At 65.1% G+C, this 13,308-nt stretch carries 13 protein-coding genes and 4 pseudogenes; 16 read left to right on the top strand and 1 reads right to left on the bottom strand.

Going from position 1 to position 13,308, the window contains the following annotated elements; all coding sequences use genetic code 11:
• Positions 1 to 19: 19 nt before the first annotated feature.
• From OG817_RS12880 to OG817_RS12810, 15 genes and pseudogenes are all read left to right on the top strand, one after another.
• On the top strand, positions 20 to 1,612 hold the full coding sequence (locus OG817_RS12880; RefSeq protein WP_406054392.1) for an alpha-L-fucosidase: 1,593 nt from the start codon (positions 20 to 22) through the stop codon (positions 1,610 to 1,612).
• A gap of 266 nt (positions 1,613 to 1,878) precedes the next feature.
• Positions 1,879 to 3,108 (top strand): ABC transporter substrate-binding protein, encoded by a 1,230-nt coding sequence (locus tag OG817_RS12875; protein WP_406054390.1) that lies wholly within the window; start codon positions 1,879 to 1,881, stop codon positions 3,106 to 3,108.
• A 13-nt stretch (positions 3,109 to 3,121) separates the two neighbouring features.
• The gene (locus OG817_RS12870) at positions 3,122 to 4,051 is read left to right on the top strand and encodes a carbohydrate ABC transporter permease (RefSeq protein ID WP_406054388.1); all 930 of its coding nucleotides are present in this window, start codon (positions 3,122 to 3,124) and stop codon (positions 4,049 to 4,051) included.
• A 25-nt stretch (positions 4,052 to 4,076) separates the two neighbouring features.
• Positions 4,077 to 4,976 (top strand): carbohydrate ABC transporter permease, encoded by a 900-nt coding sequence (locus tag OG817_RS12865; protein WP_406054386.1) that lies wholly within the window; start codon positions 4,077 to 4,079, stop codon positions 4,974 to 4,976.
• Complete coding sequence (locus OG817_RS12860; protein WP_406054384.1) at positions 4,973 to 7,099, top strand: hypothetical protein; 2,127 nt, start codon at positions 4,973 to 4,975, stop codon at positions 7,097 to 7,099. Before OG817_RS12865 ends, OG817_RS12860 begins: the two co-directional genes overlap by 4 nt.
• The gene (locus tag OG817_RS12855) at positions 7,096 to 8,154 is read left to right on the top strand and encodes an aldo/keto reductase family protein (protein ID WP_406054382.1); all 1,059 of its coding nucleotides are present in this window, start codon (positions 7,096 to 7,098) and stop codon (positions 8,152 to 8,154) included. The genes OG817_RS12860 and OG817_RS12855 overlap by 4 nt, the downstream gene beginning before the upstream one ends.
• A gap of 18 nt (positions 8,155 to 8,172) precedes the next feature.
• Entirely contained in the window at positions 8,173 to 8,613 is a 441-nt protein-coding gene (locus OG817_RS12850; RefSeq protein WP_406054380.1) for an RbsD/FucU family protein, read from the top strand.
• A 57-nt stretch (positions 8,614 to 8,670) separates the two neighbouring features.
• Positions 8,671 to 9,360, top strand: coding sequence for a GntR family transcriptional regulator (locus OG817_RS12845; RefSeq protein WP_406054378.1), 690 nt, complete (start codon positions 8,671 to 8,673; stop codon positions 9,358 to 9,360).
• Positions 9,361 to 9,390: 30 nt separating this feature from the next.
• Positions 9,391 to 9,609, top strand: a pseudogene (locus OG817_RS12840) (transposase); the annotation flags it as partial.
• Positions 9,610 to 9,686: 77 nt separating this feature from the next.
• Positions 9,687 to 9,899 (top strand): hypothetical protein, encoded by a 213-nt coding sequence (locus OG817_RS12835; RefSeq protein WP_406057679.1) that lies wholly within the window; start codon positions 9,687 to 9,689, stop codon positions 9,897 to 9,899.
• Positions 9,900 to 10,049 carry a transposase gene (locus OG817_RS12830; protein WP_406057426.1) on the top strand — a complete coding sequence of 50 codons (150 nt, stop codon included), beginning with the start codon at positions 9,900 to 9,902 and terminating at the stop codon, positions 10,047 to 10,049.
• Between the two features lie 392 nt (positions 10,050 to 10,441).
• A pseudogene (locus OG817_RS12825) lies at positions 10,442 to 10,534 on the top strand (hypothetical protein); the annotation flags it as partial.
• A 65-nt stretch (positions 10,535 to 10,599) separates the two neighbouring features.
• Positions 10,600 to 10,908: a sulfatase/phosphatase domain-containing protein gene (locus tag OG817_RS12820; RefSeq protein ID WP_406054376.1), complete on the top strand. Its 309-nt coding sequence runs from the start codon at positions 10,600 to 10,602 to the stop codon at positions 10,906 to 10,908.
• A gap of 177 nt (positions 10,909 to 11,085) precedes the next feature.
• A pseudogene (locus tag OG817_RS12815) lies at positions 11,086 to 11,490 on the top strand (sulfatase-like hydrolase/transferase); the annotation flags it as partial.
• Positions 11,373 to 12,176: a sulfatase/phosphatase domain-containing protein gene (locus OG817_RS12810; protein WP_406057424.1), complete on the top strand. Its 804-nt coding sequence runs from the start codon at positions 11,373 to 11,375 to the stop codon at positions 12,174 to 12,176. The pseudogene OG817_RS12815 and the gene OG817_RS12810, both read left to right, overlap by 118 nt.
• Here the strand turns inward: OG817_RS12810 and OG817_RS12805 are convergent.
• Positions 12,088 to 13,077 (bottom strand): DMT family transporter, encoded by a 990-nt coding sequence (locus OG817_RS12805; RefSeq protein WP_406054374.1) that lies wholly within the window; start codon positions 13,075 to 13,077, stop codon positions 12,088 to 12,090. The two genes, OG817_RS12810 and OG817_RS12805, sit on opposite strands and share 89 nt — an antisense overlap.
• Positions 13,078 to 13,150: 73 nt before the next feature.
• Here OG817_RS12805 and OG817_RS12800 point away from each other — a divergent pair.
• Positions 13,151 to 13,288: pseudogene (locus OG817_RS12800) on the top strand (Lrp/AsnC family transcriptional regulator); the annotation flags it as partial.
• Positions 13,289 to 13,308: the final 20 nt, after the last annotated feature.

Genomic DNA, 13,308 nt, shown 5'->3' with positions numbered 1-13,308 from the left:
CTTCGACGAGGAGTATCTGGTGTTGATCGAGTCCAATCCCGTGGCGAATGCCAGTGCCGAGGGCAACGCAGCTGATCGCGTCGAGTGGTTCCGCGACCTCGGGCTCGGGCTGTTCATCCACTGGAGCGTCGATACGCAGCTCGGCTCGGACGTGAGCCATCCGCTCGTCGGCGCGTCCCAGGATTTTGTCGAGAGGTACTACGACGAACTCCCGCGGCGCTTCCGTCCACGGCGCTTCGACCCCACGGAATGGGCCGAGCTCGCCGACCTCGCGGGCATCCGGTACGTGGTGTTCACCACCAAGCACCACAACGGGTTCTGCATGTTCCGCACCGCCACGACCGAGCGCCATGTGGGCAACACCCCGTTCGGCAGGGACACGACCGCAGAGATCCTCGATGCCTTCCGGGAGCACGGAATCGCCGCCGGCGTCTACTTCTCACCGGACGACTTCGCGTGGCTCTGGGAGCACGACATGCCGATCCAGCGGTCGATTCCGAGCGTGCAACCGGCCGCGAATCCAGGGCTGATGGAGCTGGCAACGGCCCAGATCACCGAACTGCTCACCGAATTCGGCCCGGTTGATCTGGTCTTCTTCGACGGCGAGGCCGAAGGGCTACGCGAACATGCGTGGGCCACGGACCCCGGTGTCGTGGTGACTCGCGGCGCGCTGCCTACCCCCGAGCAGTACATCCCGGGTCAGCCGATCGACGGTGCCTGGGAGTCCAACCTCACCATGGGCACGCAGTGGACCTACAAGCCGACGAACGAGACCTACAAGTCCGGAACCCGTTTGATCGAGATCCTGATCGAGACCAGGGCCAAAGGCGGCAACCTGTTGCTCAACATCGGCCCGAAGCCGGACGGAACGATTCCGGTCGAGCAGGAGGCACGGCTCCAAGAGCTCGGACTGTGGATGTTCGTCAACCGGGAGGCGATCTACGCCACCCGCCCATGGGTCGTCACGAATGAAGGCGAGCTCTGGTTCACGGCATCGAAGGACGCCAAGACCGTGTACGTCGTTGTCACCGGCGAGCGCTGGAAGTGGGGCGAACGGCGGGAGTTCGTCCTTCGATCGATCAAGGCCACCGAACTCACCGAGGTGTCCATCCTGGGGCAGAGCGGACAGCTGATGGAGTACCGGCCGGAGCTCGACGCGACACCGCGTTGGGAGCAGACGGAGGCGGGGCTCGTGGTCTCGGCTCTGAACGCCCAGCGGCTGTACAACGACAAGAAATGGCCCAACCCGGTCGTCATCAAGCTGACCAACGTAGAAGCGGCCGCTGAGCCGACGCGGATCTCCACGGTGGACGCCTCGTGGGACGAGGTCAGCTCAACGGTCTCGGTCGGGGTGGCGGTTCTGGCCCGCGGGTCATCGGAGTCCGTGCTGCTCGGAGCGGAGTACCAGGACATCACCGGTATGGACACCATGGAACGCCCGGACGAGTGGACACCTACCGAACTCGTCGCCGAGGCGGACACCGGCGTACGTACTGCATTCCCAGCGGAACCCGGCCGGCTTTATGCCGTCCGTGCGCTCGGCCGGACCGCGCTTCTCGACGTACGCGGCCCGGAGCTGAAGATCCGCACATCAGGTACAGCGAGCAACTGACGCCTCTCAGCCTCGGCATGAACACGGTTCGACATTGTCATTGAGGAGGAATGATGCATGTACCAAGCATTCCTGCAAAAGCGGGATTGAGCCGGCGCACGTTCTTGCGGGCGGCGGGTGCAACCGCGTTTGCAGCCACCGGGGCGAGCGCCCTCGCAGCGTGTTCGTCGTCGAGCCCGACCACGACCTCGTTGGTCGAGTCCAAGCTCTACCCTGCCACAGGCGCCCAGAAGCTCAACGACAGCTTCGATTGGGGGAAGTCGGCCGTGGCCGACCCGAAGTCATCGGTGACCATCACGGTGGCGCATTCGTGGTCGCCGGCGGACTTCGTACGTCAGCAGCAGTTCGACTACTTCTTCCAGAAGCGCCATCCGAACATCAAGATCGTGGCCGAGAACGCCGGTGACAGTTCAGCCGACTACTTGAAGAAGTACTCGAGCCAGGCCGCGGGCGGCAGCCTGCCGGACGTCATGTACAACGGGTTCGGCTTCGCGCAGAACTTCATCGGTTCGGGTGCGTTCCTGGCGCTCAACGACTACATCTCCGCCGAGCCCGGCTTCAATCCCTCGGATTTCGCAGACGTGTCGACCGGGTATTACAAGCGCGACGGAAAGCAGTATTCGGTGCCGTACGACTGCGGACCCGTCATGATCTACTACAACAAGAGTATTTTCTCGAAGGCGGGCGTCGACCTGCCGAGTGCGAGCTGGAGGTTCGACGACCTGCGCAACGCGGTCCTTGCGACGACCAGCGGCCAGGGCGGCTCCAAGATCTTCGGCCTGTCCCTGCCGGTTACCCCCGCGGACACGTTCTGGGACCCGGTGCGCCTGGCTCCACTTGGTGGCCACTATCTGAGCGACGACGAGTCGCAGGTCCTCCTGGACCAGCCCGAGTCGATCGCCGCAGTGGAGTGGTGGGTGGACATGTACCTGCAGAAGGGTGTGTTCCCCTCTCCGTCGGAGTTGCAGGGGTTGTCGCAGGCCGACGCCTTCACCCTCGGCCGGGCCGCCATGAAGGTGGACGGATCCTGGGGAGCCCCATCGCTGCGCGAGCAGGCGAACTTCGAGTGGGGCATCGCCGACTGGCCGGCCGGCCCGAAGGGCCACTCCACGGCCGCTGTCGGCAGCGCCTACTCGATCACCACCAAGAGCGGGAACAAAGACGCGGCCTGGATCTACCTCAACGAGTATCTCTCGACGTCGGGCCAGGTGTTCATGTTCGCCAGCACGGGCAAGGGCAACATGACGAGGAAGTCGGCATGGCCGGCATATCTCAAGTCGGAGGCTGCGCCGGAGGGCGCCGACGCCATCTACCGCGCGCTCAACACCTATGCGACCAGCAAGGGCGTCGTGTTCGGTCCGGCGACCCCGCAGATCACCAATGCGGCGACCCCGATCTGGGATCAGGTGATGGGAAAGTCGCTCGGCGTCTCCGACGCGTGCAAGAAGATCGCGGCGATGATCCAGCCGCTCCTGAAGAAGAACGTCGCGGGCTGAGACGAGAATCGGTATGGCACAGGCTGCACCCGCACTCGAGACGAGGACTCGACGGAACCGGCGCACCAGCAAACTGGCGCGCCGCGAGGAGCGAGCGTTCTACGGCTTCGCGTCTCCGTGGATCCTCGGCTTCATCCTGTTCGGTGGCGGCCCGGTCGTTGCCGCACTCCTGTTGAGCTTCGCCCACTGGTCGCTGCTCTCCACGCCGAGCTGGGCGGGCCTGGCGAACTACCGCAAGATGTTCGCAGATCCGCTGTTCTACAAGTCGATCGTCAACACGATCTACTTCGGCGCGGGCTCAGTCTGCCTCGGGGTGGTCACGAGTTTCCTGCTCGCGATCTTGCTCAACCAGAAGGTGCGCGGCCTCGGGTTCTTCCGCACTGTCTTCTACCTGCCTTCTGTCGTGGCCGGCGTCGCCACAGCTATCCTGTGGGTCAACATCCTGCAACCAGACTCAGGCCTGATCAACAGCTTCCTGAGGTTCTTCGGCATCGAGGGACCGGGCTGGCTGGTCGACGAGCACTGGGCGATCCCGGGCCTCATCCTCATGTCGGTGTGGGGCGCGGGCAACACCATCGTGATCTACCTGGCCGGTCTCCAAAGCATCTCCCCCACGCTCTACGAAGCTGCCCGCATCGACGGCGCCGGATGGTGGGACCGGTTCTGGAACGTCACCGTTCCGATGATGTCCCCGGTCATCTTCTTCAACGTCGTCACGAGTCTCATCGCCAGCTTGCAGGCCTACACGCTGGTCCTGGTCATGACTGAGGGCGGACCGAACAACGCGACTCTGATGCTGGGTCTCTACATCTACCGTCAGGCGTTCGAATACTTCGACATGGGCTATGCGGCCGCCCTGTCGTGGGCGATGTTCGCCCTCATCGGCGTTGCGACCGCCCTGCAGTTCGTTCTCGCTCGCCGCTGGGTGCACTACGACGCCTGACCCGACCATGGATCGGAGCTCCACCATGACCTTGACAGCGACGCCGCCCAGCCAGACCCGGCCGGTGCAACGCCAGCCCCGCACCACCAGCCAGACCTCCGTCGCGCGAGTCCGGAAGACGAGCACCTACATCCTGCTGATCGCCGGCACCGCGGTCTTCGTCATCCCGTTCCTGTGGATGTTGACAACCTCCCTGAAAACTGCACAGGAAGTGCTCGCCTACCCGCCCAAGTTGCTGCCGGCCACGCCGCAGTTCGACAACTATCCCACGGCGTGGACCTCGCTGCCGTTCACCACGTTCCTCATCAACTCGATCATCATCACCGGCCTGTCGGTGATCGGGAACCTGGTGTCGTGCGTGCTACCCGCGTACGCGTTCGCCCGCCTTCGGGCCCGCACCCGATCCGCGATGTTCGCCCTCATGGTCGCAACCATGGCGATCCCCGCCGAGGTGACGCTGGTGCCGACGTTCATCATGTTCAGCAAGTTGAACATGGTGAACACCTACTGGCCGCTGTTCCTGCCGGCCTGGTTCGGCTACGCCTTCTTCATCTTCCTGCTGCGCCAGTTCTTCCGGTCCATCCCACAGGAGATCACCGACGCTGCCGCCATCGACGGCGCCGGTCACCTTCGCACCCTCTGGTCGATCTTCCTGCCGATGTCCAAGCCAGCGATCGCGGCCGTCGCCATCTTCAGCTTCGTCGGCAACTGGAACAACTTCCTCACACCGCTCATCTATCTGCGGACGCAGAACAACTTCACGCTCGCCCTCGGCCTCAGCTTGTTCAAAGGCCAGTACGAGACGCAGTACAACCTGATGATGGCGGTCGGGATCATCTCCCTGCTCCCGATCCTCATCGTCTTCTTCCTCGCACAACGGACATTCGTCGAAGGCGTGCGGCTGAGCGGACTGGGGGGCCGATGAGCACCGTGTATCTCGTCAGCGAAGTGCGGTCACCCCTTGTGGACTTCGGCCTCGCAGAGGTCCGCCAGGCTCTCCAGACAGCCGGCCACGATGTCGTCGGTCCTTCGCCGGTGCTCCGCAACGACCCACGTCTCACGCCGGTGATCGTCGTACGAGCAGCCGGCTCGTACGACGAGGTCGACGCGTTCATCGCCGGAGCCGACGGCCGGCCAGGCCCGACGTACCCGGACGAGTCCTTCACCATCGCCGGCGACGGGAGCCGGATCGTCATCGAAGCCGCCCACCCCCGCGGTCTCCTGTACGGCTGCCTCGAGGTCGCCGACCTCGTCCGGGCGAAGAGCTGGGCCGATGACGGACTCGAGGTGACGAAATCGCCATCGCTCGCGGTCCGCGGCGTCAAGTTCAACCTGCCGTACGAGCCCTACTCCAACGGCGATCCGTTCAAGCAGAACCTGGAGACCTGTTTCGATCTCGAATTCTGGCGGGACTACCTCGACGAGCTCGCCCGCAATCGCTACAACTGCCTGAGCTTGTGGTCGCTCCACCCGTTCCATCTGATGGTGAGCTCTCCCGAATTCCGCGACGCGAATCCTTTCACCGACAAGGAGATCGCCGACCACGAGAGGTTCTTCCACGCGCTGTTCGGCCACGCCCGCGATCGCGGTATCGACATCTATCTGTTCACCTGGAACATCTACCTGCCCGAACCGGTGGCTCGTGGCCTCGGCCTGCCGGCCGCCTTGGCGAACAGCAGCGAAGGCACCGAGACCATCAATCGCTGGGATGCCGCGCGCGCCAGGCAACGCGCCCCACAGGTGTCCGCCTACTACGAGGAGATGATCTATCGCCTCCTCATCACCTATCCCGAACTGGACGGCATCGGCACCAGTGGTAGCGAAGCCATGAGCGGGACGGGCAGCGAGAAGGAGCAGTGGGTGGTCGACACCTACCTCCGGGGAATCGAGCGGTCGGGGCGGCGGGTGAAGTTCCTGAACCGCACCAACATGCAAAGCACCGCCGACATCATCGCGCTGGCGAAGCCGAGGATAGACCCGAGTCGCTTCTACATCAGCTGGAAGTACTCGATCGCGCACTGCTACTCACATCCCCGTCCTGCCTTCGAGGACTTGCTCCACGCGTGGGACGGGGTGGATCTCGAGGAGACACAGCTCCTCTTCACCGTGCGGAACGACGATGTCCACACGCACCGCTGGGGTGACGTGGAATACGTTCGGGAGTATGTCCGCGGGATGGTCGAGAAGACCTACGTCCACGGCTTCTACTGGGGCGCGGACGGGTATCTCTGGGCCCGTGACTTCCAGCATGTCGACCACGGCCACAAGGCCTGGCGCTGGGATTTCGAACGACACCGATTGCAGTTCCAGCTGTGGGGCCGGCTTGCCTATGATCCCGACACCGCTTCGGAGGTCTTCGAACGCTTGGCGCGAATCGACTACGGCGACGACGCTTCGAACCTGTACGAAGGGCTCCGGCACGCGTCGAGAATCATCCCCGCGGTCAATCGACTGTGTTGGCGGGACCTCGACTTCCAGTGGCATCCAGAAGGATGCCTGACTCGCGACCACGGGCTTCGGACCGTGCTCGACTTCCTCGACAGCTCTCCCATGCCGGGTGCCGGGACGCTGGGCATCCGCGAGTTCGCGCGGGCCGAACGACGCGGCGAAACGTCTGCAGAGACTCCCCTCGACGTGATCGCAGTACTGACCGAGGAGTCACGCGCGGCCGAAGAATTCGCAGCGGCGGCAGAGGACCGCAACCCGGAATGGCAAGAACCGCTCGCCACCTGCGCCATCCTCGACCTCCGAGCCACGGCTGCACTGGGCAGGTACTACGCGGCGAAGATCGAGGCAGCATTGGAACTGGCCCGTGCCGAGGAGCGCGGGGAGCCGGAGCGCGCCGTACGGTCGGCCGAACTGCTCGACGAGGCAGTCGAACACTGGACAGCCCTCGGCTTCTTCTGGAGTCAGCACTATCGGCCGTACCAGATGGCTCGCGTCGACCGAATCTTCGGCTACCTCTTCTACCTCGACGACGTGCGCCGCGACGTGCACCTTGCGCGCAGTTTCGGGGACAACCTTCTACCAGGAGAACTCACGCCATGACGTTCCTGCCGACCGAGGTTGATCCTGGTCTGGTGCCCTCGCGGGTGCTCGCATCCGGAGCACCTATCCCCCTGATCGGAATGGGCACCTTCGGCTCCGACCGCTATTCCGCGGACGAGATTGCTACCGCAGTCGTGGGGGCAATCCGCAGCGGCTATCGCCTCATCGACTGCGCCGCCGTCTACGGCAACGAGTCGGAGATCGGCGTTGTACTGGAAAGCGCGATCGCGGAAGTCGCACCTCGCGAGGACCTCTTCGTCATGTCGAAGGTCTGGAACGATGCGCACGCCCCGGCGGCTGCAGTGGGCTCTGTCCACGAGTCCTTGCGACGGCTTCGACTGGAGTACCTCGACGCCGTGTTCGTGCACTGGCCGTTCCCCAACCATCACCCGCCGCACGCGGTGGCCGAGATGCGCGACCCGCGGGCCACGCCGTACGTGCACGAGCGGTACATGGAGATGTGGCACGCTCTCGAGAACCTCGTCGACGCAGGTCTGGTGCGCCACCTGGGCACGTCGAACGTGACGATCCCGAAGCTCGCGCTCATCCTCCGGGACGCTCGAATCGCTCCCGCTCTCATCGAGATGGAACTCCACCCGTGCTTTCAGCAGCCGGACTTGTTCCGGTACGCCGTTGACCACGGCGTCCAGCCGATCGGCTACTCCCCCTTGGGCTCGCCATCACGTCCCGAGCGCGACCGCAGCGAAGACGATCTGGTTGACGTGGATCACCCCACCGTCCGTCGCATCGCACGCAACCATGGAGTGCATCCGGCCCTCGTCTGCCTGAAGTGGGCCGTCACGCGCGGTCAGATCCCCATCCCGTTCTCTGTCAAGCCGGAGCAGTACACCGCGAACATCGCCGCCGTCCTGTCCGACCCGCTGACGCCCGCCGAGATCGAGGACATGCGCGGAGTCGAACGCAACAACCGCCTCATCAAGGGACAGGTGTTCCTCTGGGAGGGATCGGAGTCGTGGCTGGACCTCTGGGACGTCGACGGCACGATCCCGGGCTGGAACGGCTACGGATCCCCGCGCGCCCAAGACGACCGCTGATCAGGGAGAGAAATCCATATGCTCAACCACGAGCTCATCCACCCACCGCTCCTCGAGGCCCTGGCAGTTGCCGGGCACGGTTCACGGATCCTTCTCGCAGACGGGAACTATCCCTACCTGACGATGATCAATCCGTTGGCCCGTCTCGTGCATCTCAATCTCGCACCCGGCATGCTCACGGTGACCGACGTCCTGCCGCTGATCCAAACCGCCGTGAACTTCGAGGGCGCCGTCGTGATGCGCCCCGCCGAAGGAGTGGACGCATCCGTGCAGGAGGAGTACCGCCAACACCTCGGGAACGACGTGCCGATGGAGCAGGTCGACCGATTCGACTTCTACGACATAGTCCGCTCCCCCGATGTCGGCCTGGTGATCGCGACCGGCGAAGAGCGTCTGTACGCGAACCTTCTACTGACCATCGGGCTTCGCTCCGCCGCAACGGCGAGTCCAGTCAACTAAGATGCGCATACCGACCGAGACCCGAGTCGGGTGCACAAGCTGAAGGAGGCGGCACGAGTGAGTATCGAACTCGAGAACACCTCGCTGACCGACTCGCTCACCACGGCACTGCGCAAGCAGATCATCACCAGTGAGATCCCACCGGGTGAAAAGCTGTCGGAGATCTGGGTCGCACATCGATTCACTGTCGCCCGGCCCACCGCCAAGGCCGCCCTGGATCGACTCACGAACGAAGGACTTCTCCGCCGCGGCCCCCGCCGTACCGCCGTCGTGCCGCAGCTGTCGGCCGATGATGTCAGTGACCTCTACTTCGCCCGGGAGCCGATCGAGTCCCGGGCAGTGGTGACGCTCGCGCGCCGCGCCGAGGTGCCCGGTGACGCGGACCGCTCGTTGGTTCTGATGCGAATGGCCGCCGACCGCAACCAGCACGGCGAGCACACCGAGGCCGACATCTCGCTGCACCGAGCGTTGGTCGCCGCCACCGGCAGCAAACGCCTGCGCCGCATGCACGAAACCGTGATGGGCGAGACGCAACTGTGCATCGCACAGGTTCGCGCCCACGCCGGCGTCGACCTCATGGCCCTGACCGACCGCCACGCTGCGATCCTCGATGCCATCCGCGGCGGCAATCCGGACGAGGCCGTGACCGCGCTGCTCACCGACCTCAACAACTGCCGCGACACCCTCCTGTCCGATCTCAGGGCAGCACAACGGCGAGGCGAGGTCGCGGTGGGTTTCCCGTCTTAGCGTGGAGACATCCCCTTTGAGGTGAGGGTGATGGCTGAGGTGCGTAGGAAGTTTGATCGGGAGTTCCGGGAGCGTGCGGTTCGGATTGTCCGGGAGACCGGCAAGCCGGTCGCGCAGGTGGCCCGGGAGCTGGGTGTGAACGCGGGCACGCTGGCGAACCGGGTGGCCAGAGACAAGCGGGCCTACGGTGGTGACGGTCTGTTGAGCGAGGACGAGCGGGCCGAGCTGGCCAGGTTGCGGCGGGAGAATGCGGAGCTGGCGATGGAGCGTGATGTCCTCAAGCGCTCGGTGGCCCTCTGGGTCAAGGATGCGATGGGCCGGCAGCCGTGGCCGCCTTCATCGTCACCCAGAGGGACGACTACCGGGTGCCGCACGCGACGAGTTGCCGGGCACTGGGGGTCAGCCAGGCCTGGTTCTACAAGTGGCGCCACGTGATCAGGTACGGCGACGCTTCGCCCCGGCATGCCCGACGCGAACAGCTCAAGATTGCGGTCGGGCAGTGGTTCGCCAAGCATCACCGGACCTACGGGTCGCCCTGAATCACTGCCGACCTGCGCGACGAGGGCTGGCGGCTCAGTGAGAACACCGTCGCGCAATTGATGCGGGAGCTCGGGTTGAGGGCGCGGCGGAAACGACGCCGCAAGCAGACCACCCGTCCGGGCGGGGCCGGTGGCGGGCACCGGACCTGATCCGGCGTGACTTCGGTGCCAGTCAACTGAGCCGCAAGTGGTACGGCGACGGCACCGAGGTCCTCACCGCCGAGGGCACGCTGTTCTTGGACTCGGTGCTTCACATGGCGTCGCGGCGCATCGTCGGCTTCGCCTTGGGCGAGCACCACTACACCGAACTCGCCTACAACACGCTCGTGATGGCGGTCGCAGTCCGCGGTGGCAAAAGACGCGATCACCGGCGTGGTCATGCACACCGATCAGGGTCATGTATCTGTGCACCTCACCGAGGCCCACCAGCTGAACGGTCTCAGCCCGGCGATCGGCATGAGCCGTGACGCCTACGCGCTCGCCGAGACCACCATCGGGCTCAAACCGAACATCCGTGACGACTCACCGTTTCGCCGCGAACCATTGACCGGCCTCAGCAGCCTCGGGGCCATCAGTGCAGCCTGGCATCGATCGACGACAACGTCGGCCGGCTCACGGACTGGCTGCGCGAACGCGGCGAGCTGGACGACACGCTGATGGTGTACTCGTCCGACCAGGGCTTCTTCCTCGGCGACCACGGATGGTTCGACAAGCGGTTCATGTACGAGGAATCTACGGACTTGCGGGCAGCGGCGTCTTCGAGTACCCGCCCGAGTGGGAGCTCTTCGACCTCGACACCGATCCTCACGAACTGCGCAACGTCTACGACGATCCCGCGTACGCGCAGATCCGCGAGGAGCTCAAGGTCAAGCTGTACGCCGCGCAGGCCGCGGTCGGCGACGAGCCCGCGACGAACGACCAGCCGGCGCAGGACGAGCGGGCCTCCGTGCTCGCACGGTTCACGGGCAGCTCGGACAGGAACCCCGTCGTCCCGGCCGGCCGGAAGTGACCGGCATGACCTCGGCCGCACCGCCCAACATCCTGTGGATCTCGACCCACGACATCAACCCCCACCTCGGGTGCTACACCGGCGTCTGGCCTGGTGCCGAGGTCGCGCGAACGCCGAACCTCGACGCGCTCGCCGCCGCCGGGGTCCGCCTCGACCTTGCTGAGCGAGAACTTCCGGATGGCCGGCTACTACGCAACCAACAACGTGTTCACCGATTTCCAGGTACCGGTGCCCGGCATAGCCTTCGACGATTGCTCGCCCACTGCGCACTGGCGGAGCCGCCCGTCCGGCGAGACGCCGTTCTTCGCGATGTTCCACGGCATGACGACGCACGAATCGCAGCTGTACGTCGACGACGCGCGATTCGCCGAAGTGACTCGCGAGCTCCCCGATGAGCACCGGCACGGCCCCGGCTCGACGCCCGTCCCGCCGTACCACCTCCAGAACGACGTGTTCGCGACGGCCTGGGCCCGGTACCACGATCTGATCTCGGTCATGGACGCCTGGGTCGGGCGCCTACTGCGCGAGCTCGAAGACGACGGTCTCACCGACAACACCATCGTCGTCTTCTGGAGCGACCATGGCGCAGGCTTCCCACGAGCGAAGCGCTGGGCACCGAGGCGGGTCTTCGCGTTCCGGTCATCGTCCGCTGGCCGGAACGCATCGCCGCCGGCCAGGTCCGCGACGACGTCGTACACCTCGCGGACCTGGCTCCGTCGATGCTGCGGATGGCCGGACTCGACGTCCCTGCTCACCTGCAGTTCTCGGCCCTGTTCGACGCAGCGGGCGCGAATCTGATCCAAGGCGAGTACACCTTCGGCGGTCGCGACCGGATGGACGAGCAGCGCGACTCGGCGCGTACCGTCCGGGACGCACGTTTCCGCTACGTCCGGCACCGGCACCCGGACCGGTCTGGGTTCCAGTACCAGCACTACGCGGACCAGTTCCCGACGTGGAAAGAACTGCGCCGAGCCGTCAACGACGAGGCACGCCAGCGCGCCGCGGGCCAAGCACCCGACGCTTGTCCACACTGCAGCGCCGAGTCACCGCCGAACGGAAGCCCCGTCACGAGCTGTACGACGTACAAGCAGATCCCCATGAGACGACCGATCTGGCCGAGGACCCTCGGTATGCCGACACCCTGCACAGACTCGAGGCGGCGTTGGACGACTGGATGTCTCAGGTTGTACACGTCGATGCGGGAGGCAATGTACCCCCCTCGGCCCGGCCGGCGCTTTGGTCGCCTGCGAAAGCCGACCCGGGGGTGACGAAGTTCCGGAGTCGTCTGGGATATGGCAGCGACACGACGACCAGACCGCCGAGCAGCATCAAACAGCCGGCCAGCGCGGTTGCCGAAAGACGCTCACCGAGGATCAGGACGCCCAGAACGCTGGCGGCAAGTGGTTCGACGAGGCTCAGTGTGCCCGCCGTTGTGGCGTTCACGTGATTCAACCCGGTCGTGAACATCCAGTACGCAGCGGCGCTGGTGACGACGCCCAACCACGCGATCAAGGTGACGGACCGCAGGTCGGGCAGTCCCGCCGTGTCCGTGGCCATCCAGGGAAGCAGCATGAACGCACCTGCGACCAAGGAGATCGCAGCGGCTGCCGGGGCATCCACGTCAGGGTTCTCGAGGGCGAATTTCTTGGCGAAGACCGTGTACAGGCCGTAGCAGGCGCCGGCCACACCGCCGAGCAGTAGGCCCACAGCGTCCACTCCGGCGCCACCTGGCGCCAGCAGCAACGCGCAACCTCCGACGGCCGCGACAGTGCTCACCAACCAGCTGGCGCGAATGCGTTCGCCAGTCACCCAGCGGGCACAAACGCCGGTGGCGGCCGGCGCGGTACCCAAGGCAACGACCGTGGCCAACGCAGCACCTGTTCGCGACACGGAGTGGAGAAATGCCACTTGAAAGACACCCGTTGACACAGCGCACACCAAGATCGTCCGCCAGGCCCGTCGCACCGTTGGGAGGCGAAACCTCCGGAGGTGCGGCATACAGAACACACCGAGTACGACGCCTCCGATCAGCAGCCGCCATCCGCCCAGGGCGGACGGCCCGATCGGGGCTTTGGCCAGGACCTGCGCCGGCCCGACCGTGCCCCACAGCACTGCCGCGCCGACGACCGAACCTGAGCCCAGCAAAGATCTGCTCTTCTGACTACTCATATTCGATTATGCTAGGCACTCACGCGGATGTATTTCCCACCAATCAAACTTCCTGCGGCAGATTGGCAAAATTGTGGAACTTGATGCGGTAGACCGGGCACTTCTGAGGGAGCTGCAGCACGATGCACGGCAAACCAATCGCGACCTCGCAGCGAAAACAGGAGTCTCTCCGTCGACCTCCCTCGAACGCGTCCGGCTGCTCCGTGAGCACGGAGTCATCACGGGTTTCCA

This window comes from Kribbella sp. NBC_00889, from assembly GCF_045207705.1.
GTDB lineage: Bacteria > Actinomycetota > Actinomycetes > Propionibacteriales > Kribbellaceae > Kribbella.
The sequence above is the reverse complement of the archived record's forward strand: the minus strand, read 5'-3'. Positions and strand labels throughout refer to the sequence as shown.